Origin of the sequence: Streptomyces sp. NPDC013455 (genome assembly GCF_040632975.1) — a bacterium.
Lineage (GTDB): Bacteria > Actinomycetota > Actinomycetes > Streptomycetales > Streptomycetaceae > Streptomyces.
This window is the reverse complement of the sequence record NZ_JBEYCX010000002.1, coordinates 1-22,561: the sequence shown is the minus strand read 5'-3', so window position 1 is coordinate 22,561 and position 22,561 is coordinate 1. Positions and strand designations below refer to the sequence as shown.

The window sequence follows — 22,561 nt, the reverse complement described above, 5'->3', positions numbered from 1 at the left end:
TGTGAGCGAGCCCGTGGTCCAGGCGGCCGGCTGCGTGCTGTGGCGCCGCTCACCGGCCTCCGGAGGCCTGGAGATCTGCCTGGTGCACCGGCCGAAGTACGACGACTGGTCGCATCCCAAGGGCAAGCTCAAGCGGGGTGAGGACCCGCTCGCCGGCGCGCTGCGCGAGGTCGCCGAGGAGACCGGGTACACGGCCGAACCGGGCGGCGAGCTGCCGACGGTGGACTACGCGGTGGCGGGCCGCCCCAAGCGGGTGCGGTACTGGGCGGCACAGGCGGTTTCCGGTCACTTCACGCCGAACGCCGAGGTGGACCGCGTGCTGTGGCTGCCCCCGGCCGCGGCCCGGTCCCGCCTCACCCAGCCCCGCGACCGCGACCTGGTCGACGCGCTGCGCCTCCCCTCCGGCCACCCGGAAGGACACGGACCCGGCTGAACCGACCGGCCGCCGGCACACGAGGGCACGGCGGCCGAGCGGGCCGCCCCCCGTCCGCGGGCCCGGGATGATCGGGGAGACCCCCCCGACGCCCTCACACGCCCGCCGCGTGCCCCTCGGCGTCCGTGCGGGCCTGGCTGCGGGCCCGGCGGGCGGGGCCGCGCCAGCCGCAGCTGCACCGGGCCACACAGAAGCGGCCCTGCTCCGTCGTCGTCGTGAGGTGTTCCTGCCCGGACCGGGCGGGCTCCGGTCCGTCCTGCGGTGCCGCGGTGACTGCCACGCCGACAACGTTACCCAGCCCTCGGCGAACGGATCCCCACGGCTCCCGCCGCTTCCCGCGGCGCGTGACGGCACCCCTTACCCGTCGTTATCCGATCGACGAGGGGCCCGTGACGGACACTCCGGCTGGGGGTAGGCAGGCGATGGATCGGCGGCAGCACAGGCGCGCGGGCACAACGGCCGCCGCGGTGGGCATCGTCCTCGGCCTCGGCACGGGTGCCACGGGCTGTTCCGGCAGCGGGGCCGCCGCCGAGGACGTCAAGGGCCCGGCCGACCCCGTCACCGCCCTGCACCGGGCCGCCGACGCGCTGCGCGACGCGGGCACCTCCAAGGCGCGCACCTCCATGGAGATGGCCACGGGCGGCACCCGCGTCACCATCCGCGGCCGGGGCGTCTACGACTACCGGCGCCGCCTCGGCCGGCTCACCGTGATGCTGCCCGAGGATCCCACGGGCGCCCCCGGACACCGGCCCATCACCGAACTGCTCGCCCCGGGCGCCCTGTACATGAAGAACCGGGGCGCGGGCGTGCCCGCCGACAAGTGGGTGCGGGTGGAGACGGCGTCCCTGTCCGACGGCAACCTGGTCACCGGCGGCGCGACCGACCCGTACGCGGCCGCCGAGGTGCTGCGCGGGACGCGGGAGGCCGCCTTGGTGGGCCGGACGGAGGTCGCCGGGACGCCGGTGCGGCACTACCGGGGCACCGCCGACCTGCGCCGTGCGGCACGGTACGCCGCCGCCGGCGACCGGGCGTCCCTGGCGGCGGCGGCGAGGGGGTTCGCCGCGGCCGAGGTGCCGTTCGACGCCTATCTGGACGACCAGGGGCGCATCCGCAAGCTCCGGCAGCGCTTCAGCTTCGTCAACGGCCGTGAGAAGGCGGGTGTGGCGGTCGCCTCGACGCTCCTGCTGTTCGACTTCGGGGTGCCCGCCGACGTACGGCTGCCGGACCCGGCGGACATCTTCGCGGGCCGGATCGCCGAGGACTCGGGCGCGCCCGGCGCCTGAATCCGGCCAGGCACTAGTCCGGGACGCCCTCCCGTAAGTAGCCCGTCCGTGCCATGCGCGCCACGTGGCCCCCTGCCTACCCTAGGAAGTCGGTGACGACGGGGAAGAGGTGAGGCGGGTGGCTCCGGTCGGCGGTACGGCGGTTCAGGACCATGTGGCCCTCGCCGAGATCGAATTGTGCGGGGAGCTGATCATCGCGGCTTCGGCCGCCGAGGACCGGCTCAGCCTGGAGAGCATCGACGAGGTGCTGCGGGTGGCGGAGGAGCGGGATCCGGCCAGCGGCCGCGGCTGAGCGGGCGGGACGGCTCAGCTGCGCAGCAGCCGCCCGATCGCCTTCGTCGCCTCGTCCACCTTCGCGTCGATCTCCTCGCCGCCCTTGAGGGCCGCGTCCGCCACGCAGTGCCGCAGGTGCTCCTCGAGCAGCTGGAGCGCGAAGGACTGCAGGGCCTTGGTGGAGGCGGAGACCTGCGTGAGTATGTCGATGCAGTAGGTGTCCTCGTCCACCATGCGCTGGAGGCCGCGGATCTGCCCCTCGATGCGGCGCAGTCGCTTGAGGTGCTCGTCCTTCTGCTTGTGGTAGCCGTGCGTGGCGCCGGCCTCGGTCGTCGTCATCGCGGGCCTCCGTATCGGGACGGGCTGTGGACACGAAAAGGGATCGATACCCGGAAATATACCCCGGGAGGGTATATGGTAGCGAACTTCGCTGGGTATGCGGCCCTTGGTACGCCCCCGTGCGGATCACTCTGCCCGATGGGCGACACTGGGATGCGGCCCGATAGCCGTGGCCGGATGATGCGCCTAGCATCAGCCTGACCGAAACCGAAGCACCCCGAGGACCCCACGTGCGCTTTCGTCTGACCCCCAGGGAGACGAGCTTCTACGACATGTTCGCCGCGTCCGCGGACAACATCGTCACCGGCTCGAAGCTCCTGATGGAACTGCTCGGGGCGGACTCCTCCGCCCGGGCCGAGATCGCAGAGCGTATGCGGGCAGCCGAACACGCAGGTGACGACGCCACGCACGCGATCTTCCACCAGCTGAACTCCTCGTTCATCACGCCGTTCGACCGGGAGGACATCTACTCCCTCGCCGGCTCCCTGGACGACATCATGGACTTCATGGAGGAGGCCGTCGACCTGGTCGTCCTCTACAACGTCGAGGAACTGCCCAAGGGCGTCGAGCAGCAGATCGAGGTGCTGGCGCGGGCGGCCGAACTGACCGCCGAGGCGATGCCCCACCTGCGCACGATGGAGAACCTGACCGAGTACTGGATCGAGGTCAACCGCCTCGAGAACCAGGCCGACCAGATCCACCGCAAGCTGCTCGCCCACCTCTTCAACGGCAAGTACGACGCGATCGAGGTACTCAAGCTCAAGCAGATCGTGGACGTCCTGGAAGAGGCGGCGGACGCGTTCGAGCACGTGGCGAACACGGTGGAGACCATCGCCGTCAAGGAGTCCTGAGGCGTCGATGGACACCTTCGCCCTGGTCGTGACCATCGCGGTCGCGCTTTTCTTCACGTACACGAACGGTTTCCACGACTCGGCGAACGCGATCGCGACGTCGGTGTCGACGCGGGCGCTGACCCCGCGGGCGGCCCTCGCCATGGCCGCCGTGATGAACCTCGCCGGTGCCTTCCTGGGGTCCGGGGTCGCCAAGACGGTCAGCGAGGGGCTGATCGAGACGCCCGAGGGCTCCACCGGGATGGGCATCCTCTTCTCGGCGCTGGTCGGCGCGATCGTCTGGAACCTGGTCACCTGGTACTTCGGCCTGCCCTCCTCCTCCTCGCACGCCCTGTTCGGCGGCATGGTGGGCGCGGCGCTCGCCGGCGGCACGGACGTCCTCTGGGGCGGGGTCCTTCAGAAGATCATCATTCCGATGTTCCTGTCCCCGCTGGTCGGTCTGCTCGTCGGCTACCTGGTCATGACGGCGATCATGTGGCTGTTCCGCCGGTCCAACCCGCACAAGGCCAAGCGGGGCTTCCGCATCGCCCAGACCGTCTCGGCGGCCGGCATGGCCCTCGGCCACGGTCTCCAGGACGCCCAGAAGACGATGGGCATCGTCGTCCTGGCACTGGTCATTTCCGGCCACGAGACCTTCGGCGACCCGATCCCGGTCTGGGTCAAGATCGTCTGCGCGGTGATGCTGTCGCTCGGCACGTACGCCGGTGGCTGGCGGATCATGCGGACGCTCGGCCGCAAGATCATCGAGCTGGACCCGCCGCAGGGCTTCGCGGCGGAGGCGACGGGCGCGTCGATCATGTTCACGACCGCGTTCATCTTCAAGGCGCCGATCTCCACGACCCATGTCATCACCTCGGCGATCATGGGTGTCGGCGCGACCAAGCGCCTCAACGCCGTCCGCTGGGGCGTGGCCAAGAACATCGTGCTGGGCTGGTTCATCACCATGCCGGCGGCCGCGCTGGTCGCCGCCCTGGCCTTCGGCCTGGTGAAGCTGGTCGCCCTCTAGATCCCTCCTGCCGGAACCGCCCGTGTGCGGGCGGGACCGGGGAGGGCCGGGCGGCGCCATGACGCACAGAGGCCCGCCCCCGGATACCGGGGGCGGGCCCTTCTGCGTCCTCACGGTGGCACCGCCATGCAGCACCGCGAGGGGTCTGTACCGGCCTGCTCAGCCGAAGCGGCCGGAGATGTAGTCCTCCGTGGCCTGCACCGAGGGGTTGGAGAAGATCCGCTCGGTGTCGTCGATCTCGATCAGCCGTCCCGGCTGGCCGACGGCCGCCAGGTTGAAGAAGGCCGTACGGTCGGAGACGCGCGCCGCCTGCTGCATGTTGTGCGTCACGATGACGATCGTGAACCGCTCCTTCAGCTCACCGATCAGGTCCTCGATGGCGAGCGTGGAGATCGGGTCCAGGGCCGAGCACGGCTCGTCCATGAGCAGCACCTTCGGCTCCACCGCGATGGCACGGGCGATGCACAGACGCTGCTGCTGGCCGCCGGAGAGCCCGGAGCCCGGCTTGTTCAGGCGGTCCTTCACCTCGTTCCAGAGGTTCGCGCCCTTCAGCGACCTCTCGACGATGTCGTTCAGTTCCGCCTTCTTGTAGTTGCCGTTCAGGCGCAGGCCCGCCGCCACGTTCTCGAAGATCGACATCGTGGGGAACGGGTTCGGGCGCTGGAAGACCATGCCCACCTCGCGGCGGACGGAGACCGGGTCGACCCCGGCGCCGTACAGGTCCTCGTCGTCCAGGAGCACCTTGCCCTCGACGCGGCCACCGGGCGTGACCTCGTGCATGCGGTTCAGCGTGCGCAGGAACGTCGACTTGCCGCAGCCGGAGGGGCCGATGAACGCCGTCACCGAACGCGGCTCGACGGTCATCGAGATGTCTTCGATCGCCTTGTGGGAGCCGTAGTAGGCGGTCAGTCCGCTTACGTCGATTCGCTTGGCCATGTCTACTTCACTTCCAGGGAATTCAAGCTCGGTCGCTGTGGGGCTCCGCCCGGCGGAGCCGGAGATAGTCGCCTCAGCGACCGGACTTCGGGGCCTTCCAGCGGGCGATGCCGCGGGCCCCGAGGTTGAGGATCATCACGAAGGCGATCAGCGTGAGGGACGCCGCCCAGGCCCGGTCGTACGCCGCACCGGAACCCGCGCTGTTGGCGAACTGCTGGTAGATGTACAGCGGCAGCGAGGCCTGCGCGCCCTCGAACGGGTTGTTGTTGATGAACGGGTTTCCGAACACCAGCAGCAGCACCGGCGCGGTCTCACCGGCGATACGGGCCACCGCCAGCATCACACCGGTGGTGATACCCCCGATGGAGGTCGGCAGGACCACCTTCAGGATGGTGCGCCACTTCGGCACCCCGAGCGCCAGGGACGCCTCACGCAGTTCGTTCGGGACGAGCTTGAGCATCTCCTCGGTGGAGCGGACGACCACGGGCATCATCAGGATGGCCAGGGCCAGCGAACCGGCGAAGCCGAACGGCTGCATCTCGAAGATGAGCATCAGGCTGAGGATGAACAGACCCGCGACGATCGACGGGATGCCCGTCATGACGTCGACGAAGAAGGTGACCGCCTTGGCGAGCCGGCCGCGGCCGTACTCGACCAGGTAGATCGCGGTGAGCACGCCGATCGGGGCGCCGATGAGCGTGGCCAGACCGACCTGCTCCAGGCTGCCGATGATGGCGTGGTAGATGCCGCCGCCGGGCTCGGTGTCGGCGACGACACCCATGGAGTGCGTCAGGAAGTAGACGTCGAGGACCTTCACACCGCGGGCGACGGTCACCCAGATCAGGGAGACCAGCGGGACCACGGCGAGCACGAAGGCGACCCAGACCAGGCTGGTGGCGACACGGTCCTTGGCCTGCCGGCGGCCCTCCACGCGGGCCGCGACGGCGTAGGTGCCGACGACGAACAGGACCGCGGCGATCAGGGCCCACTGGATCTCGCTGCCCAGGCCGGCGGCGGCGCTGATGCCGAGGCCGGCGGCGACGGAGCCCGCGGCGATCGCCCAGGGCGTCCACTTGGGCAGACTGGCGGCGCGCAGGGTGCTGGGGCGCTTGTCGGTGAGGCTTGCGGTGCTCATGCGTTGGCCCCCGAGTACTCCGCGCGGCGGGCGATGATCAGCCGGGCCGCGCCGTTGACCACCAGGGTGATGACGAACAGGACCAGACCGGAGGCGATGAGCGCGTCCCGGCCGAACTCGTTGGCCTCGCTGAACTTGCTGGCGATGTTCTGGGCGAAGGTGCCGCCACCCGGGTTGAGCAGGCTGGCCTGGATGTCGAAGGACGGGGAGAGGACGGTGGCGACGGCCATCGTCTCGCCGAGCGCACGGCCGAGGCCGAGCATGGAAGCGGAGATCACGCCGGAGCGGCCGAAGGGCAGCACGGACATGCGGACGACCTCCCAGCGCGTGGCGCCGAGGGCCAGGGCCGCCTCCTCGTGCGTCTGCGGGACCTGGCGGAAGACCTCGCGGCTCACGTTGGTGATGATCGGCAGGATCATCACGGCGAGCAGCACGCCGACGGTGAGCATCGAGCGCGGCGCGCCCTCTTCCCAGGAGAAGACGCCGGTCCAGCCGAAGAAGTCGTTGAGCCAGCCGAACAGGCCGTTCATGTGCGGGACGAGCACGAGGGCGCCCCACAGGCCGTAGACGATGGACGGCACGGCGGCGAGCAGGTCGATCACGTACGCGACCGGGCCCGACATGCGGCGCGGGGCGTAGTGCGTGATGAACAGCGCGATCGCGACCGCGACCGGGACCGCGATGAGCATGGCGATGATCGAGGAGACGATCGTGCCGAACGCCAGCACCGCGATGCCGAACTTCGGCTCGAGGACGTTGGTGTTCCACTCGAAGGTGGTCAGGAAGTTGCCGTGGTCCTTGCTGATGGCGAGGGCGGCACGGTAGGTGAGGAAGGCCGCGATGGCGGCCATGATCACCAGCAGCAGGATGCCCGAGCCGCGGGAGAGACCGAGGAAGATCCGGTCGCCGGGCCGGGTGGCGCCACGGGCCGCGCGCTTGCGCTCGGCCGGCCTGGGCTGCTGCGTGGGAGGAGGTGCGTCGGTTGTCGTCGATATGTCCATCGGGTTCTCCGGTCTGCAAAGCCGTGCCCCTGTCGGGGGCCGCGGCTCATGGCGGCGGTGCACCGGACGGTGCGGCCCGGCCCTGTCGGGAACCGGGCCGCACTCACGGGTCAGGTCAGCTCAGGCCCTCGACGGTCGTGCGGACCTTGGCGATGATCTCGTCGGGCACGGGCGCGTAGCCGATGCCCGGGAGGATCTTCTGGCCGTCCTCGCTCGCGATGTAGCGCAGGAAGGCCTTGGTGGCGGGCAGGGTGTCCGCCTTGTTGCCCTTGTCGCAGACGATCTCGTAGGTGACGAGGGTGATCGGGTAGGCGCCCTCGGCCTTGGTCTTGTAGTCCAGCTTCAGCGCGAGGTCCTTGCCGGTGCCGACGACCTGGGCGGCGGCGATGTCGGCGGTGGCGCTCTCGGAGCTGGGCGCGACCGGCTTGCTGGCGCCGGTGTCGATGGAGACGGACTTGATGCCGTCCTTGACGTAGGAGAGCTCGAAGTAGCCGATGGCGCCGGAGGTCTGCTTCACCTGCTGGGCCACGCCCGCGGACTGCGGAGCGGACTGGCCGCCCTTGGCCTGCCAGGCCTTGCCGCCGGAGTACTTCCAGTTGTCCGGGGTGGTGGCGATCAGGTACTTGGTGAAGTTGTCCGTGGTGCCGGACTCGTCCGAACGGTGGAACGCCTGGATCTTCAGGTCGGGGAGCTTCGCGCCCTTGTTCAGCGCGGCGATCGCCGGGTCGTTCCACTTGGTGATCTTGCTGTCGAAGATCTTGGCGATCGTCGGGGCGTCCAGGACCAGGTTGTCGACACCCGGGACGTTGTAGCCGAGGGCGATCGGGCCGCCGACCATCGGCAGGTCGATGCCCTGGCCGCCGGAGCAGACCTTCTTGGAGGCGGTGACCTCTTCGGGCTTCAGCGCGGAGTCGGAACCGGCGAAGGCGACCTGGCCCTGCGTGAACGCGGTGACACCGGCGCCGGAGCCGCCGCCCTTGTAGTTGATCTGCACGCCGCAGGCCTGCGAGAACGCCTTGACCCAGGCGTCGATCGCGTTCTTCTGCGCGGAGGAGCCGTCTGCGAGGAGCTGACCCTTGGCGTCGTCGCACTTGATCGAGGCGGCACCGGCGGACGTCGAGGGGTTCCCCGACGCGTCGCCGCCGCCGTTGTCGTCGGAGCCGCACGCCGTCAGGGCCAGGGCGCCGGAGACGGCGACAGCACCGAGGGAGAGGGCGCGCAGCCGGTTCTTGCGCTGAAGCTTCACTTTCGGGAGTTCCTTCCAGGAGCCGCCGCTGTCGGCGGCGCGCGAAGTCGTAGAGGTGCGTGAGCGTCCGGCCGTATGCATGGCCGCACTCGGCACCCGGTACGGCCGAAATTAGGCAGAACAGGTGAAGCCGCCGATGGCCGGAAGTGAACGGGGGGTGAACCCCTGCCGTCAGCCCGGTGAGGTCACGGAATGCTTACGGGGAGAGCACACGGAGGTTCCGACGGACGGGTTGTCCGGACACGTGTCCGATGTTCATCACCCGTCCGGGGGAACCCCGGGGTGCGGCGCGCCGTCTCGTTCCACGAGAGCCGACGAAAGGCGACGGACATGGAACGGCGTACGTTCATCTCGGGTGGCGCGGCCGCCCTGGCGACGACCGCGCTGACCGCGTGCGGTGCGGGCGGAGGCTCGTCCGCCCCGGCGGCACACACCGGTACGCCGCCGCGGTCATCGTCCCTCACCGCCCTGCGGACCACCAGCGCGGGCGCCGCAGCGAACTGGGCGGCCCTCGCCCGTGACCTGGACGGCACCCTCCTGCGGCCCGGCGACGCCTCCTGGAAGACCGCCCACCAGCTGTACAACACCCGCTTCGACGGCCTGAAACCGGCCGCGGTCGCCTACGTCGCGCACGCCGCCGACATCCGGACGACGCTGGCCTACGCCCGCGCGCACCGCGTCAAGGTCTCCATACGCAACGGCGGCCACTCCTACGCCGGCTACTCCTCCGGCGACGACCGCCTGATCCTCGACGTCTCCAAGCTGAACCGGGTCCGGGCGAGCGGCGGCCAGGCGGTGGTGGGCGCCGGCGCCAAGCTGATCGACGTCTACCGCGCGCTGGCCGCGAAGGGCGTGACCGTACCGGCCGGCTCCTGCCCCACCGTGGGCGTCTCCGGCCTGGTGCTCGGCGGCGGCCACGGGGTCGCCTCCCGCGCCTACGGGCTGACCTGCGACAGCCTCACCCGGGCCACCCTGATCACGGCGGACGGCACCCAGGTGACCGCCGACGCCGGCCACCACGCCGATCTCTTCTGGGCCCTGCGCGGCGCCGGCAACGGCAACTTCGGCGTCGTCACCGAGCTGCAGTTCAAGACGCACGCCGCGCCGCAGGCCGTCACCGCCTACCTGACCTGGCCGTGGTCCAAGGCCGCCAAGGTGCTGGCGGCCTGGCAGCAGTGGGGCCCGGGCCAGCCCGACGAGATCTGGTCCTCCCTGCACCTGTCCTGCTCCCCGGGCCGCACCCCGGCCGTCTCCGTCGCCTGCTTCTCCCTCGGCACCTACGGCGAGCTCCAGAACGCCGTGGACCGCCTGGCCCACCTGGCCGGCGCGAACGCCTCTTCCGTCACCCTGCGCCGCCGGGGCTACGAGGAGGCGATGGAGATCTACGCCGGCTGCTCCTCCTTCGCCACCGACGCCCAGTGCCACCTGCCCGGGTCCACCCCGGGGCGCTCCCCGCAGGGCAAGCTGGGCCGCGAGACGTACGCGGCCCGCTCCGACTTCTTCGACCGCTCGCTGTCCGCGGCCGGCATCCGGACCGTGCTGCAGCAGATCGCCGCGGTGCGGGGCGGCGGGGGCAGCATCGCGTTCACGGCCCTCGGCGGCGCGGTCAACCGGGTCTCGCCCACCGCGACCGCGTTCGTCCACCGCCGGTCCCGGATGCTGGCCCAGTACATCGCCTCCTGGGGCGCGGGCGCCTCCGGGACCACGGCGCAGTCGTGGCTGGCGTCGGCGCACGGCGCGATGAGGCCGTACGCGTCCGGCGCGGCGTACCAGAACTACACCGACCCGACGCTGAAGGACTGGAAGAAGGCGTACTACGGGGACGCGGTGTCCCGGCTGGCCAAGGTGAAGAAGCAGTACGACCCGGAGAGGTTCTTCTCGTACCGGCAGGGGCTGTAGTCGCAGGGGGCCGGGGGAGTCGCAGGGGGGCCGGGGGCGGTCCCGGATCCTCCGGCTGCTCCGGCTGCCCGGCGGCGGGGCGCGGTTCCGCGGGGCCCCGGGAGACCCCCTACGCGGCCAGGTCCCGTTCCTCGGACGCCACGGAGGTGCGCGTGCCGGGCAGCACCGCGTCCGTCCGCTCCCCGGCCGGCGGCCGGCGCCGTACGAGCCGGCCGGCCCGCCGCGACCGCTCCACGGCCCGCATCAGCGGCGTCAGCAGCGCCGTGGCCGCCGGCGACAGCAGCAGGACGACCGCCGTACCGAGGGCGAAGCCGCCGACGACGTCCGTCGGGTAGTGCACGCCCATGTAGACCCGGCAGAAGCCCTCCAGCAGGGCGAGCCCGATGCCCGCGAGGCCGAAGCGGCGGTTGGCGACGAAGAGCCCCACACCGAGCGCCATGGTGATCGTCGCGTGGTCGCTGACGAACGAGAAGTCGGTCTTGCCGCTGACGAGGACGTCGAGGCCCTCGTGGTCGACGAAGGGGCGGGGACGCCGCACGAAACCGCGTATCGGCACGTTCACCAGCACCGCGAGGCCGGCCGCGAGCGGTGCCCAGACCAGCGCGGCCACCGAGGGGGCCGCGTCCTCGCCGCCCCGGCGCCGCACCGACCACCAGCACCACAGGATCAGCAGCACCATGGCGATCAGCAGGCCGTACTCGCCGACGAACTCCATGACCCGGTCGAACCAGCCGGGGGCGTCCTTGGCCAGGCCGTTGATGTCGTAGAGCAGGTCGACGTCGGGGTTCGCTCCGGATTCGGCGAGTCGTGCCATGGTGCTGCGGCCCCTTCGTCGTCTTCCCGGACGCACCTCGTGTGCGCCGCTCCTGCCCCCCGTGGTGTGTAGATCCGCTTCCGCTGCACTGCCGCACTGACGTCCGCTCGGCTACGTCAACAGGAACGCACAGCCACCATCAATACGTTCCACTCTCCACTGAATGATCACGCAGACGTTATCGAAGAGAGACTCGTCGCCGCAGCTCAGGGGGTGGAATCACGGTCCGCTCACACGGTCGTGGGGAGCGCTTTTGCGCCATCTTCGGTGACCCGGGTCGCGCCGAAGTAGTCGGGGGTGTCGATCGGGTCGAAGCGGATCACGGCACCGGTGCGCGGGGCGTCGATCATGTACCCGCCGCCGACGTAGATGCCGACGTGCCGGATGGCCCGGGAGTCGGTGTGGTCGTCGGAGAAGAAGACCAGGTCGCCGGGGAGCAGCTGGTCCCGGGAGGGGTGCGGTCCGGCGTTGTACTGGTCGTTGGCCACCCGGGGCAGGGTGATGCCGACCTTCTCGTACGCGGCCTTGGTCAGGCCCGAGCAGTCGAAGCGCCCGCCCTGGTCGGCAGTGCCGTTGCCGCCCCACAGGTAGGGCGTGCCGAGCCGGCTCTGCGCGAAGGCGATGGCGCCGGCGGCCTGCCGGGTGGGGTCGATCCGGGTGACGGGCGCGGCGAAGCTCTTCTCCAGACTGCGGATCCGCTGGACGTAGTTCTGCGTCTCGCTGATGGCGGGCACGCCGCCCGCCCGGATGACGCGGTAGGCGCCCGCGTTGTAGGCCGCGAGCATGTTGTCGGCGGTGTCGCCGGGCACGTCCTTGACGTACTTGGCGAGTTCGCAGTCGTAGGAGGCGGCCGACGGGATCGCGTCGTCCGGGTCCCAGATGTCGCGCTTGCCGTCGCCGTTGCCGTCGATGCCGTGGGTCGCCCAGGTGCTGGGGATGAACTGGGCGATGCCGCGGGCGTCGGCCGGGCTGACGACCGTCGGGTTCCAGCCGCTCTCCTGGTAGAGCTGGGCGGCCAGCAGTGCCGGGCTGAGCGCCGGGCACAGGTTGCCCCACTTCTGCACCAGCTCCTTGTAGGCGGCCGGGACGGCGCCCTTGGCGAGCCCCCGGCTGCCCGACGTCACCCCGTTGACCAGGTTTCCGGCCACGATGTACACGCCGACGACGAGCAGCATGACGAAGCCCGTGCCGAGCGCGACGGCCGCCCCACCGAACACCCATACCTTCCGCACGCTCCAACTTTCCCCCATGCGGGCGCTTTTCGAAGCCATTTGCGCGCGAAGTGGCGTCATTTCACAGGAGCCGGGGCCGGAGTGACGCCCGCTCAGCCCGCCCGTGGTGTACTCGGCCCGCCCGGAACCCGGTCGCCACCGCCCTAGGGGGCGCGGCCGTTCCCGTCACTCCACCGTCATCGCACCGTCGCCGTCAGCGGCCACTGCACGCCCGTCAGTTCCTCCGACAGCGTCCACAGCCGCCGGGCCGCCACCGGGTCGCTCGCGGCCGCGCTGCGGCCGACCAGGGTCGGCGCACCGCGCATCTCCGCCGGGCCGTCGGGGCCGACGTAGGCCGCGCCGGGCAGGTCCTGGGTCGCCGCGTACAGCGTCGGCAGTGCGCCGGCCTTGTCGTCCTGGGCCAGGAACCTGTTGCCGGCCTGCATGAACAGGCGGGCGATCGGATGGGCGGCGTGGCTCTGGAGGTTGGTCGCGGCCCAGCCGGGGTGCGCCGCCAGGGCGCGCACGGCGGACCCGGCCTCGGCGAGGCGCCGCTGGAGCTCCAGGGTGAACAGGAGGTTGGCGAGCTTGGACTGGGCGTAGGCACGGGTCGGACCGTAGGCGCCGCGCAGGTTCACGTTCTCGAAGTGGATCCTCTTGCCGCCGACGCGGTGGGCGCCCGAGGAGACGGTCACCACGCGGTCCGTCACCTGCGGCAGCAGCAGGTTGGTCAGCGCGAAGTGCCCGAGGTGGTTGGTCCCGAACTGCATCTCGAAGCCCTGCCGGGTGCGCTGCTCCGGCAGCATCATCACGCCCGCGTTGTTGATCAGCAGGTCCAGCGGGCGGTCCCAGGCCGCGGCGAACTCGCGCACGGAGTCCAGGTCCGCCAGGTCCAGCCGGCGCACCTCGGTGCTGCCCGCGACCCGCGCCGCCGCGGCGCCGCCCCGCGCGAGGTCCCGTACGGCGAACACCACGTGCGCCCCGGCCCGGGCCAGCGCCTCGGCGGTGGCGAGGCCGATGCCGCTGTTGGCACCGGTGACGACGGCCGTACGGCCGGCCAGGTCGGGGAGGTGGGTCGCGTTCCACTTGCGCGGGGTGCGCGCTTCGGTCGTATCAGCCATGCCTCCAAAGTAGGCACCGACAACAATGCTGTCAACGACAACAATGGTGGCGCCGCCAACAAAGCTGGCAACGACAACATCGCGTTACGATGGTGCGCATGTCCACGACCCGCCCCTACCACCACGGAGACCTGCGCGCCGCCCTGCTGAGGAACGCCGAGCGCACCCTGCGTGAGAAGGGGGTCGGCGCGCTCTCCCTGCGCGAACTGGCCCGCGAGACCGGCGTCAGCCACGCCGCCCCCGGCCGGCACTTCAAGGACAAGCAGGCCCTGCTCGACGCCCTGGCGCTGGACGGGTACGAGCGGATGCACCAGGCCCTGGCCGCAGCCGACCACGCCGGCCTCGGCTTCCAGCAGCGGATGACCGCACTCGCCCGCGCCTACCTCGGCTTCGCCGTCGAGCACCCGCAACTGCTGGAGCTGATGTTCGCGCGCAAGCACGACCCCGACGGCTCCGCGCAGCTCGCGGCGGCCGTCGACCAGACCCTCGGCACCTTCACCAGGCTGATCGCGGACGGCCAGGAGCGCGGCGAGATCGTCGAGGGCGACCCCGAACGCATCACGCTCGCCGCCGCCGCGAGCCTGCACGGCCTCGCCGCCCTTATCGCCGGCTGCGCCCTGGAGGCGGAGGAAGCACTGGCCGGCCTGGACGAACACGTCCACCTGCTCCTGCACGGCCTGCGCCCGCGCTGACCCACCCGCACGACCGGGCACGTCTCGGACCCCGCCCGTGAGAACATCGACGCGACGCCTCACCCGACCGGCCGTCAGAACCCTTTCGCGGCCGTAATGAAGGTCAACGACCGAACCACACGACAGGTTCCGCTCCGACCTCGTTGCCCGGGGTGACCTGCCGTGATACACAGAGTGACCGGGCGGGCCGTATGTACGAAACCCGCCAGTCAATGACGTCAAGTCGACATACGTTGGCGCCGTTGTCGGCGACAATGAGTCCCGACCTCTGCACACCGCAGGGGCGCTCGCGGAACTACCCACCAGGGGCGGTGACTTACATGCTCTTTGCGGCCGACAAGGGAGACATCAACACCATCATCGGCGGGATCGCTCCGGACTGGGGCCCCTTCGGCAGCCTGGGCAACGAGGCCAAGGTGATGATCGAGGTGGTCATGGCCGTGGCCATCCTCCTCTGCCTCGGCATCGCGGTATGGGGCGCGGCCAAGCAGCGCATCGGCGCCACGGCCCTCCGGGACACCTTCAGCGCGGAACAGGGCAAGGGCCTGATCATCGCCGGCCTCACCGGAGTCTTCATCATCGGCTCCCTCGGCACCCTGTTCACCATCGTGTACGGCATGGCGGTGTAGCCCCGGGCCTCCCGGGCACACCCGGCTGCGGCTGTCCCCTCCACCCCACCCACCCGTCGTGCCCACCGGCTGAGGTTGCGTTTCCCTGATGTCGAGTCACCACACCGCGCCCGCGCGGGAACCAGCACGGCTACCGTCGTATGTCTACGAGGGTGAGGGAGCGCACACGGCATGAGTCCCGGAGACGAACAGGGCTACACCGACTACCCCGAGACGGGCCGCACCCGAACCCGCCTCCCGGAAACCGACCCCTACGGCGGCGCCCCCCGCCGCCCCCACCGCTCCTCCTCCAGAAGCCTGGTCACGGTGGTCGGCGTAGCAGTCCTCCTCATCGCCGCAATCGCTTTCGCGAACCGGGGGGGTGAGGAGGGGGGCGACGACACCGCCAAGGGCTCCAACCCCCGCACCTCCCCCACAGCCCCCTCAGGCACCCACCCCGTACAAACCAAAACCAACAACATCCCCTCGGGCTACGCCCACACGGAGCAGGGCGCACAGAGCGCTGCGGCGAACTTTGCGGTGGCGTTGGGGTCGGCGGACATGTTCAACACCGCGCGGCGGCACGACATCATCACGACGGTGTACGCACCGGATGTCGCCGCGTCGAAGCAGTCGGCGCTGGACAATGCCTATTCCAATGAGAAGTTCCTTTCCAATATCGGACTGACGAAGAACGGCATCCCTCCGCAGGGCCAGACATTCGTCTCGCGTGTCATCCCCGTAGGCACCAAGGTCATCTCGATGGATACGGGCTCCGCCACGGTAGAAGTCTGGTACACCTCGCTCTTCGGCCTCTCCGGCGATTCCTCGACCAACCCGGTGACCGAGAGCTGGTTCACCACGACGTACGAAATGACGTGGGTCAACGACGACTGGAAGATCACCGACTTCCAGCAGAAGGACGGACCCGTCCCGGTGGGCCGCGATCAGAAGGCATCCACCTCTGACGACATGACGAAGGCCGTTGAGGAGTACGGAGGGTTCACGTATGCGCGCTAACCACCGCGTCCTCAGGATCGCGACTGTCGTCGGCACCGTTCAGGCAGCCATGGTGCTCCTGGCCACACGCGCCTTCGCCGACCCTTCCCCGTCCCCTACATACAGCAGTGACGCCTGTGAGCTCATCCGAGGCCCTGCCAAGCAGTATTGCGACGCGAACGACAGCGGCTCGGACGGCTCCCCCGGTCTCAACGGCGGCACCCCCCTCACCGACACCCTCGACCCCCTCGCCTCCCTGGCCAAGGGGTGTGCCGATGCTGCCTCGTGGACCATCGGGAAGCTGAGTGACGCCGTGAAGGAGACCGCCACCGTCGACTTCACCAATCAGGCGTTTCTGAAGCAGTACGCCATCGTCTTCGCCGCCTCCACCGTGCTGACCGTCCTGCTGTGGCTCCTCGCCGTGGCCAAGCGCGCGGTGCGCGGCGTGCCGCTGACCACCGCCATCTCCGAAGCCGTCGGCTTCCTCTGGCTCACCGTGCTGGCCTCCGCCTTCACCCCGCTGATCCTGTACACCGTCGTCTCGGCGACGGACGGCGTCACGGACGTCCTCGCGAAGGCCACCGGCGACCAGGCCGACACCTTCTTCGGCACCTTCTCCGGCGCCCTGAAGAAGGGCAACGACATCGGCGGCGGCCCCATCATGCTGATCGTCGTGTCCCTGGTCAGCATCCTCGCCGCCGGCATCCTCTGGCTGGAGCTGGTCATCCGCGCCGCCCTGCTCTACGTCGGCGCCCTCCTCGGCACCGTCGTCTACGCCGGCCTGGTCGACAAGAACCTCTGGGGCCACGTACGACGCTGGGCCGGCATCATGATCGCCGTCATCCTCGTGAAGCCCGTCATCGTCATCGTGCTCGGCCTGGCCGGAGCGCTGTCCGGCGGCGACGGCCCCGACGCCTTCTCCGCCGTCGTCTCCGGCCTCGCCATCATCCTGCTCGCCATCTTCGCCAGCGCGATGATCTACCGCTTCGTCCCCGGCTTCGGCGACGAGATCGCCGGCTCCCGCAGCAACCGCATCATGCAGGGCGCCGAGAGCAAGGCCGCCGCCGTCATCAGCTCCCCCGCCAGCCTCGTCGCCCAGGGCATCAAGACCCACAGCACCCGCGCCGACAGCAACGGATCCCAAGGCGGCTCCAGCACCCCGCGGCCGGCCAACCCCGCCTCCGGCGGCGTCGCCGCCCACAGCAGCCGCACCCCCACCGGGAGCAGCGGCGGAGCCGTCCCCTCCGCCACGCCCGCGCCCCGCGCGCCCAGCCCGGTCAACACCCCGCACGCCAGCAACACCCGCAACAACCGCACGGGAGGTGAAGGGCGTTGACGACCGAGTCCCACCTGTCCCATACGGTCACGCCCCGCCGTACGTATCTCATCGGCCGCGCCCGGCCGAACGCGATCATCGGCCGGAACCGCGAGACCGGCGAGATCGCCCTGATCATCGCCGGCGCGTTCCTCGGCATGATGTGCGGCCTCCTCGTCCCGGTCCTGTCCCTGCGGATCGTGCTGCTGATGGGCTTCCCGCTGCTCGCGCTCGCCGCCGTCTACGTGCCGTACAAGCGCCGCACCTTCTACAAGTGGTTCGAGATCAACCGCTCGTACAAGCGGACCCTCAAGGGCGGGGCCGTCTACCGGTCCGGCGCCATGGAGGCCGGCACCCGGCTCGACGGCCGGGAGATCGAGATCGGACCCCCGCCCGGCATCGGCCGCATCAGCTGGCTCGCCGCGCCCTTCGGACCCGACGAGATCGCCGTACTGCTGCACGCCGACCGCAGGACGGTCACGGCCGCCATCGAGATCGAGGGCCCCGGCGTCGGCCTGCGCGACTCCGAGGACCAGGAGGCCCTGGTCGACCGCTTCGGCACGCTGCTCAAGCACGTCGCCAACGGCGACGGGTTCGTCACGCGGATCCAGATGCTCGCCCGCACCCTGCCCGCGGACCCGGACGCGCACGCCAAGGACGTCGCCGTGCGCGGCGACGAGCGCTCCCCGCAGTGGCTGCAGCGCTCCTACGACCAGCTGCAGTCCATGGTCTCCACCAGCAGCGAGCAGCACCGCGCCTACCTCGTCGCCTGCATGCACTACACCCGCGAACTGGCCGCCGAGGCACACGCCATGGCCCGTGCCGTCCGCGCCCACGGCGGCAAGGTCGACCGGGACGCCGGACTCGCGGTCGTCATGGCCCGCGAGCTCACCGACATCTGCTCGCGGCTCCAGGAGGCCGACATCCGCGTCCGGCAGCCGCTCGGCCAAGGCCGGCTCGCGTCCCTCGTCCACTCCATGTACGACCCGGACCACCCCATCGACCACATCCAGGCGATGACCAAGCGCAACGCCTGGCCGGCCGAGCTGGACGCCATGGAGCCCACCTACCTCCAGGCCAAGACCCGCGAGTCCAGCACCCGCGCCCCCTGGTGCCATGCCACGGCGTGGGTGAAGGAATGGCCCATGACCCCGGTCGGCGTGAACTTCCTCGCCCCGCTCCTCGTCCACACCCCGGACGTCATCCGGACGGTCGCCGTCACGATGGACCTCGAACCCACCGAGGTGGCCATCGAACGCATGCTGACCGAGAAGACCAACGACGAGGCCGAGGCGTCCCGCGCCGCCAAGATGAACCGGACCGTCGACCCCCGGGACATCGCCGCGCACAACCGCCTCGACCAGCGTGGCGAGGACCTCGCCAGCGGCGCCGCCGGCGTCAACCTCGTCGGCTACATCACCGTCTCCGCCCGCTCCCCGGAAGCACTCGCCCGCGACAAGCGCACGATAAGGGCCTCCGCCGGCAAGTCGTACCTCAAGCTGGAGTGGTGCGACCGAGAGCACCACCGCGCCTTCGTGAACACACTTCCGTTCGCCACCGGCATCCGAAGGTAGGGGCTGATTCGCCGATGCGGGATCCGCTGTCCGTCCTCACCGAGGCCTTCACCTCCTTCCTCTTCGGGAAGGTGGAGACGACCCGCCTGCCGGTGCGCACCTCCACGGGCCAGGCCCAGGCCGTCTACCTGCCCACCGCCGCACCCGGCCTCGGCGACTCCGGCGTCATCATCGGCCGCGAGGTCTACTCCGGGAAGGGCTACATCTACGACCCGTTCCAGCTGTACGGCCAGCAGCTGCCGGCCCCGCACTGGCTGGTCCTCGGCGAGTCCGGCAACGGCAAGTCGGCGCTGGAGAAGACGTACGTCCTGCGCCAGCTCCGGTTCAGGGACCGCCAGGTCGTCGTCCTGGACGCGCAGGGCGAGGACGGCGTGGGCGAGTGGAACCTCATCGCGCAGGAGCTGGGGATAACTCCCATCCGGCTCGACCCCATGGCCGCACTCGACCACGGGATCCGGCTCAACCCCCTGGACCCGTCGATCACCACGACCGGGCAGCTCGCCCTGCTCCGGACGATCATCGAGGTGGCGATGGGCCACGGCCTGGACGAACGGTCCGGCTTCGCCCTGAAGGTCGCCCACTCGTTCGTCAACGAGACGATCGTCGACCGCCAGCCGGTCCTCTCCGACATCGTGGAGCAGCTACGGCACCCCGAGCCGGAGTCGGCGGAGGCGATGAACGTCGCCATAGACGACGTACGGGCCTGGGGCCTGGACGTCGCCCTGGTCCTCGACCGGCTGGTCGACGGTGACCTGCGCGGCATGTTCGACGGGCCGACGACGGTCGGCATCGACCTCGACGCGCCCCTGATCGTCTTCGACCTCTCCCACATCGACCGCAACTCCATCGCCATGCCGATCCTCATGGCGATCGTCGGCGTCTGGCTGGAGCACACCTGGATCCGCCCCGACCGGAAGAAGCGCATCTTCCTCGTCGAGGAGGCCTGGCACATCATCAACAGCCCCTTCGTGGCCCAGCTGTTCCAGCGGCTGCTGAAGTTCGGGCGCCGGCTCGGCCTGTCCTTCGTGGCGGTCGTCCACCACCTGTCCGACGTGGTCGACGGGGCCGCGGCGAAGGAGGCGGCGGCCATCCTGAAGATGGCGTCCACGCGGACGATCTACGCCCAGAAGGCCGACGAGGCACGGGCCACCGGCCGGGTGCTGGGCCTGCCCCGGTGGGCGGTCGAGATCATTCCGACGCTCACCCCCGGCATCGCCGTCTGGGACGTCAACGGCAACGTCCAGGTGGTCAAACACCTGGTCACGGAGACGGAACGGCCCCTGGTCTTCACCGACCGCGCGATGACCGAGTCCTCCAGCGACCTCACGGCCGACGACGCCCTGCGCGCGGCCGAACTCGAGGCCGAGCAGCGGGCCGCGGCCTTCGTGGAGCAGCACCTGGGCGACTCCGAGTCCACGGTGGCGTAGGGGGAGTGCAAGGTGAGACCGGACGACCGCCGTGACAGCCGCCGGGACGGCCAGGGCGGCATCCCCGACGGCCTGCTGATCGGCATACTCGGGTTCCTCCTCGGCATGACGGTGCTGGTGTGGACGGCCACGGGCCTGGCCGGCCTGTTCGCCCAGGGGGCCTGGCCCGACGACGTCACGTTCACCCGCACCCCCCTGGCCATGCGCCACCTCATCGGCCGGCCGCACGACGTCACCGGCGCCTGGCCGGACACCCCGCCGGCCCAGCTGTCCGGCTGGGGCCTGTTCTGGGGCCTGTTCCTCGGCCAGCTGATGATCCTGCTCGTGCTCACCGTGTTCCTGCTGGGCGTGGTGGCACGGTGGCGGGCGGGGAGGGCCCGGCAGCGGGCCGCCCTTCTGGCGGTGCCCGCCTCCGGCCCGCAGGCGGCGCCCGCCGAACCGGTCCACGAGGTGCCCGCGCAGCGGGCGGCACCGCAAGCCCCGGCACCGGCGCACCCGCAGCAGCCGCCTCAGCCGCCTCAGCCGCAGGCACACGCCCAGACGCGCACACCGGCATACGATCAGTCACAGGCTCCCGCCCAGGCACAAGCACAGGTGTACGTACCCGCGGCGGAGCCTTTCCCGGAGTCGGCACGGCCGGGGCCGGTGGGCTCCCTGCCGGGCCACGGCGAGCCGGCCGGCGGATCGGAGCGACTGCTCATCGGCCCCAGGGAGAGCCGCCAGGCGGCCGCGGGCCGGGCCGTACGGGACGCGGAGGGCCCGGTCCTCGTCGTCACCTCGAATCCGGCTCTGTGGGCGGAGACGAAGGACACCCGGGCCAAACTCGGCCCCACCCTGCTCTACGACCCGACGCACCGGTGCGACACCCCGGCCCGCCTGCACTGGTCCCCCACCGCGGGCTGCGAGGACAAGCAGACGGCCGTGCGCAGGGCCACCGCGCTCCTCGCCCCGGTACGCCCCACCGCCAGGATCGACCAGGCGCTGGCGGACACGGCGACCACGCTCCTGCGCAGCTACCTGCACGCCGCCGCCCTGGAGAACCGCACCATCCGGCACGTCCACCGCTGGTCGCAGGGGAACCAGGTGCAGGACGCCGTCCGCACCCTCCGTACGCATCCGAAAGCCGCCGCCGGTGCCGCGGGCGAGCTGGAGGCGGCGCTCACCGCGCACCCGGAACGCCGGGACATGGCGCAGGAACTGACCAGCCGGGCCCTGTCGGCCCTCTTCACCGTCAACGTCCGCGAGGCATGCACACCAAACCGAAATGATGCCCTCGCCTTGGATTCCTTTGTCCACGAAGCGGGCACACTTTATGTGGTCGGTGAATCCATCGAGGACCCCAGGAGCAACCCGGGCGCGATGCCGCTTCTGACGGCCCTCGTCTCCAGCGTGGTCGAGCGCGGCCGGCGCATGGCCGAACGGTCATCCTCCGGTCGGCTCGACCCACCACTCACCCTGGTCCTGGACGACATCGCGGCCGTGGCGCCCTTCCCCGAGCTGCCCGACCTGCTCGCGTCCGGAACCGCTCAGGGCCTGCCGGCGCTCGCCCTGATCCGCTCCCGCGAGCAGGCCCGCTCCCGCTGGCCGCAGCAGGAACTCCCGGCCTGAGCCCCGGCCCGGCCCTCCGACCGGGGCCGGCCGGTGCTCACCGCTCCAGCACGAACTCCAGTTCCTGCTCGGCCTCGTTCTTCACGAACGACACCTCCACACCGCTCGGCCGGAAGCCGATCCTGCGGTACGCCGCCTGCGCCCGCGCGTTACGAGCGTGGACGTACAGCCGTACCCGCTCCGCGCCGCGCTCCCACGCCCAGGCGACACCGGCCTCGAACAACGCCTCGACCAGGCCGTTCCCCCGGTGCTCGGGCCGGACGAAGACCCCGACGACGTGTCCTTGCCGCCGCTCGACCGGAAAGCCTGCCCAGTCCTTGGTCCCGGCCTCTTCGATGAGTACGGCCAGGGAGCCGGCCCAGCTCCCGTCGGGCGCCTCGGCGACGAACTGGAGCGCCGAGGTGGATCCTTCGCCGGATCCGATGGCCCGGTCCTGCCAGAAGGAGTCCGGCCGGGCTGCGGCTTCCTCGTAGGTCTCGAGGAAGGCGAGGTGCGCCACGGGGTCCCGCAGCGCGTCCAGCCGCAGCTGTTTCACGCGCTGCCAGTCGTCGGGGCGTATGGCGCGGATGACGTAATCGTTCCTGGTCAGGCGGGTCATACGGCCACCGTAGACCACGGGTGATCACCACGGGCGGACATACGAAAAAGCCCCAACTCTCGGGATATCCCGGAGTTGGGGCTTTTTCTCAAAAGGAGTTCGGCGGCGTCCTACTCTCCCACAGGGTCCCCCCTGCAGTACCATCGGCGCTGTGAGGCTTAGCTTCCGGGTTCGGTATGTAACCGGGCGTTT

Annotated in this window: 23 protein-coding genes and 1 rRNA gene; 13 read left to right on the top strand and 11 right to left on the bottom strand. The window is 70.6% G+C overall.

All coding sequences use genetic code 11. The features are described from left to right. Position 1: 1 nt before the first annotated feature. Positions 2–433, top strand: coding sequence for an NUDIX hydrolase (locus ABZ576_RS04170; protein ID WP_360735584.1), 432 nt, complete (start codon positions 2–4; stop codon positions 431–433). 94 nt (positions 434–527) lie between these two features. On the opposite strand, the gene ABZ576_RS04165 is transcribed toward ABZ576_RS04170, so the two are convergent. Next, positions 528–713: a hypothetical protein gene (locus tag ABZ576_RS04165; protein ID WP_360735582.1), complete on the bottom strand. Its 186-nt coding sequence runs from the start codon at positions 711–713 to the stop codon at positions 528–530. 142 nt (positions 714–855) lie between these two features. On the opposite strand from ABZ576_RS04165, the gene ABZ576_RS04160 reads away from it, so the two are divergent. Then, complete coding sequence (locus ABZ576_RS04160; RefSeq protein ID WP_360735580.1) at positions 856–1,716, top strand: hypothetical protein; 861 nt, start codon at positions 856–858, stop codon at positions 1,714–1,716. Positions 1,717–1,825: 109 nt separating this feature from the next. Further along, complete coding sequence (locus tag ABZ576_RS04155) at positions 1,826–2,008, top strand: hypothetical protein (protein WP_360735578.1); 183 nt, start codon at positions 1,826–1,828, stop codon at positions 2,006–2,008. Positions 2,009–2,022: 14 nt separating this feature from the next. Here the strand turns inward: ABZ576_RS04155 and ABZ576_RS04150 are convergent, their stop codons facing one another. Then, positions 2,023–2,328, bottom strand: coding sequence for a metal-sensitive transcriptional regulator (locus ABZ576_RS04150; protein WP_360735576.1), 306 nt, complete (start codon positions 2,326–2,328; stop codon positions 2,023–2,025). Between the two features lie 230 nt (positions 2,329–2,558). Between ABZ576_RS04150 and ABZ576_RS04145 the strand changes: the two genes are divergently transcribed. Beyond that, positions 2,559–3,179, top strand: a complete 621-nt coding sequence (locus ABZ576_RS04145) for a DUF47 family protein (protein ID WP_360735574.1) — start codon at positions 2,559–2,561, stop codon at positions 3,177–3,179. A gap of 7 nt (positions 3,180–3,186) precedes the next feature. Then, positions 3,187–4,185: an inorganic phosphate transporter gene (locus ABZ576_RS04140; RefSeq protein WP_360735572.1), complete on the top strand. Its 999-nt coding sequence runs from the start codon at positions 3,187–3,189 to the stop codon at positions 4,183–4,185. Between the two features lie 159 nt (positions 4,186–4,344). On the opposite strand, the gene pstB is transcribed toward ABZ576_RS04140, so the two are convergent. From pstB to pstS, 4 genes are all read right to left on the bottom strand, one after another. Continuing rightward, positions 4,345–5,121 carry a phosphate ABC transporter ATP-binding protein PstB gene (gene pstB / locus ABZ576_RS04135; RefSeq protein ID WP_360735571.1) on the bottom strand — a complete coding sequence of 259 codons (777 nt, stop codon included), beginning with the start codon at positions 5,119–5,121 and terminating at the stop codon, positions 4,345–4,347. Between the two features lie 73 nt (positions 5,122–5,194). Further along, a complete protein-coding gene (gene pstA / locus ABZ576_RS04130) occupies positions 5,195–6,256 on the bottom strand; it encodes a phosphate ABC transporter permease PstA (RefSeq protein ID WP_360735569.1) in 1,062 nt (353 codons plus the stop codon). Continuing rightward, positions 6,253–7,257: a phosphate ABC transporter permease subunit PstC gene (pstC, locus tag ABZ576_RS04125; RefSeq protein WP_360735567.1), complete on the bottom strand. Its 1,005-nt coding sequence runs from the start codon at positions 7,255–7,257 to the stop codon at positions 6,253–6,255. Before pstC ends, pstA begins: the two co-directional genes overlap by 4 nt. A gap of 115 nt (positions 7,258–7,372) precedes the next feature. Further along, entirely contained in the window at positions 7,373–8,503 is a 1,131-nt protein-coding gene (pstS, locus tag ABZ576_RS04120; RefSeq protein ID WP_360735565.1) for a phosphate ABC transporter substrate-binding protein PstS, read from the bottom strand. Between the two features lie 330 nt (positions 8,504–8,833). On the opposite strand from pstS, the gene ABZ576_RS04115 reads away from it, so the two are divergent. Beyond that, positions 8,834–10,402 carry an FAD-binding oxidoreductase gene (locus tag ABZ576_RS04115; protein ID WP_360735563.1) on the top strand — a complete coding sequence of 523 codons (1,569 nt, stop codon included), beginning with the start codon at positions 8,834–8,836 and terminating at the stop codon, positions 10,400–10,402. Positions 10,403–10,511: 109 nt separating this feature from the next. Here ABZ576_RS04115 and ABZ576_RS04110 read toward each other — a convergent pair whose 3' ends face one another. From ABZ576_RS04110 to ABZ576_RS04100, 3 genes are all read right to left on the bottom strand, one after another. Beyond that, positions 10,512–11,216: a phosphatase PAP2 family protein gene (locus tag ABZ576_RS04110; protein WP_360735561.1), complete on the bottom strand. Its 705-nt coding sequence runs from the start codon at positions 11,214–11,216 to the stop codon at positions 10,512–10,514. A 230-nt stretch (positions 11,217–11,446) separates the two neighbouring features. Next, positions 11,447–12,448 carry a bifunctional lytic transglycosylase/C40 family peptidase gene (locus tag ABZ576_RS04105; RefSeq protein WP_360735559.1) on the bottom strand — a complete coding sequence of 334 codons (1,002 nt, stop codon included), beginning with the start codon at positions 12,446–12,448 and terminating at the stop codon, positions 11,447–11,449. A gap of 176 nt (positions 12,449–12,624) precedes the next feature. Beyond that, complete coding sequence (locus ABZ576_RS04100; protein WP_360735557.1) at positions 12,625–13,548, bottom strand: oxidoreductase; 924 nt, start codon at positions 13,546–13,548, stop codon at positions 12,625–12,627. 89 nt (positions 13,549–13,637) lie between these two features. Between ABZ576_RS04100 and ABZ576_RS04095 the strand changes: the two genes are divergently transcribed. The 7 genes from ABZ576_RS04095 to ABZ576_RS04065 all read left to right on the top strand — a co-directional run bounded on the left by ABZ576_RS04095 (position 13,638) and on the right by ABZ576_RS04065 (position 21,771). Further along, positions 13,638–14,240 (top strand): TetR/AcrR family transcriptional regulator, encoded by a 603-nt coding sequence (locus ABZ576_RS04095; RefSeq protein ID WP_360735555.1) that lies wholly within the window; start codon positions 13,638–13,640, stop codon positions 14,238–14,240. A 320-nt stretch (positions 14,241–14,560) separates the two neighbouring features. Then, on the top strand, positions 14,561–14,869 hold the full coding sequence (locus ABZ576_RS04090) for a hypothetical protein (protein WP_014673544.1): 309 nt from the start codon (positions 14,561–14,563) through the stop codon (positions 14,867–14,869). A 171-nt stretch (positions 14,870–15,040) separates the two neighbouring features. Then, positions 15,041–15,868, top strand: a complete 828-nt coding sequence (locus tag ABZ576_RS04085) for a hypothetical protein (RefSeq protein WP_360735553.1) — start codon at positions 15,041–15,043, stop codon at positions 15,866–15,868. Further along, positions 15,858–17,183, top strand: coding sequence for a hypothetical protein (locus tag ABZ576_RS04080; RefSeq protein ID WP_360735551.1), 1,326 nt, complete (start codon positions 15,858–15,860; stop codon positions 17,181–17,183). Before ABZ576_RS04085 ends, ABZ576_RS04080 begins: the two co-directional genes overlap by 11 nt. Then, positions 17,180–18,736 (top strand): SCO6880 family protein, encoded by a 1,557-nt coding sequence (locus ABZ576_RS04075; protein ID WP_360735549.1) that lies wholly within the window; start codon positions 17,180–17,182, stop codon positions 18,734–18,736. Before ABZ576_RS04080 ends, ABZ576_RS04075 begins: the two co-directional genes overlap by 4 nt. 14 nt (positions 18,737–18,750) lie before the next feature. Then, positions 18,751–20,163: an ATP-binding protein gene (locus tag ABZ576_RS04070; RefSeq protein WP_360735547.1), complete on the top strand. Its 1,413-nt coding sequence runs from the start codon at positions 18,751–18,753 to the stop codon at positions 20,161–20,163. 12 nt (positions 20,164–20,175) lie between these two features. Then, positions 20,176–21,771, top strand: a complete 1,596-nt coding sequence (locus ABZ576_RS04065; RefSeq protein ID WP_360735545.1) for a type VI secretion protein — start codon at positions 20,176–20,178, stop codon at positions 21,769–21,771. Positions 21,772–21,808: 37 nt separating this feature from the next. Here the strand turns inward: ABZ576_RS04065 and ABZ576_RS04060 are convergent, their stop codons facing one another. Together ABZ576_RS04060 and rrf are read right to left on the bottom strand one after the other, a co-directional pair. Continuing rightward, a complete protein-coding gene (locus ABZ576_RS04060; protein WP_360735543.1) occupies positions 21,809–22,369 on the bottom strand; it encodes a GNAT family N-acetyltransferase in 561 nt (186 codons plus the stop codon). 97 nt (positions 22,370–22,466) lie between these two features. Beyond that, positions 22,467–22,561, bottom strand: a 5S ribosomal RNA gene (rrf, locus tag ABZ576_RS04055); the annotation flags it as partial.

What these genes read in the sequence shown, in the direction of transcription:
- ABZ576_RS04150 (WP_360735576.1), bottom strand. Translation starts at nt 2,328, where the DNA reads ATGACGACGACCGAGGCCGGCGCCACGCACGGCTACCACAAGCAGAAG.
- ABZ576_RS04110 (WP_360735561.1), bottom strand. Translation starts at nt 11,216, where the DNA reads ATGGCACGACTCGCCGAATCCGGAGCGAACCCCGACGTCGACCTGCTC.
- ABZ576_RS04090 (WP_014673544.1), top strand. Translation starts at nt 14,561, where the DNA reads ATGCTCTTTGCGGCCGACAAGGGAGACATCAACACCATCATCGGCGGG.
- ABZ576_RS04080 (WP_360735551.1), top strand. Translation starts at nt 15,858, where the DNA reads ATGCGCGCTAACCACCGCGTCCTCAGGATCGCGACTGTCGTCGGCACC.
- ABZ576_RS04070 (WP_360735547.1), top strand. Translation starts at nt 18,751, where the DNA reads ATGCGGGATCCGCTGTCCGTCCTCACCGAGGCCTTCACCTCCTTCCTC.
- pstC (WP_360735567.1), bottom strand. Translation starts at nt 7,257, where the DNA reads ATGGACATATCGACGACAACCGACGCACCTCCTCCCACGCAGCAGCCC.
- ABZ576_RS04095 (WP_360735555.1), top strand. Translation starts at nt 13,638, where the DNA reads ATGGTGCGCATGTCCACGACCCGCCCCTACCACCACGGAGACCTGCGC.
- ABZ576_RS04085 (WP_360735553.1), top strand. Translation starts at nt 15,041, where the DNA reads ATGAGTCCCGGAGACGAACAGGGCTACACCGACTACCCCGAGACGGGC.
- pstB (WP_360735571.1), bottom strand. Translation starts at nt 5,121, where the DNA reads ATGGCCAAGCGAATCGACGTAAGCGGACTGACCGCCTACTACGGCTCC.
- ABZ576_RS04115 (WP_360735563.1), top strand. Translation starts at nt 8,834, where the DNA reads ATGGAACGGCGTACGTTCATCTCGGGTGGCGCGGCCGCCCTGGCGACG.
- ABZ576_RS04100 (WP_360735557.1), bottom strand. Translation starts at nt 13,548, where the DNA reads ATGGCTGATACGACCGAAGCGCGCACCCCGCGCAAGTGGAACGCGACC.
- ABZ576_RS04140 (WP_360735572.1), top strand. Translation starts at nt 3,187, where the DNA reads ATGGACACCTTCGCCCTGGTCGTGACCATCGCGGTCGCGCTTTTCTTC.
- ABZ576_RS04060 (WP_360735543.1), bottom strand. Translation starts at nt 22,369, where the DNA reads ATGACCCGCCTGACCAGGAACGATTACGTCATCCGCGCCATACGCCCC.
- pstA (WP_360735569.1), bottom strand. Translation starts at nt 6,256, where the DNA reads ATGAGCACCGCAAGCCTCACCGACAAGCGCCCCAGCACCCTGCGCGCC.
- ABZ576_RS04160 (WP_360735580.1), top strand. Translation starts at nt 856, where the DNA reads ATGGATCGGCGGCAGCACAGGCGCGCGGGCACAACGGCCGCCGCGGTG.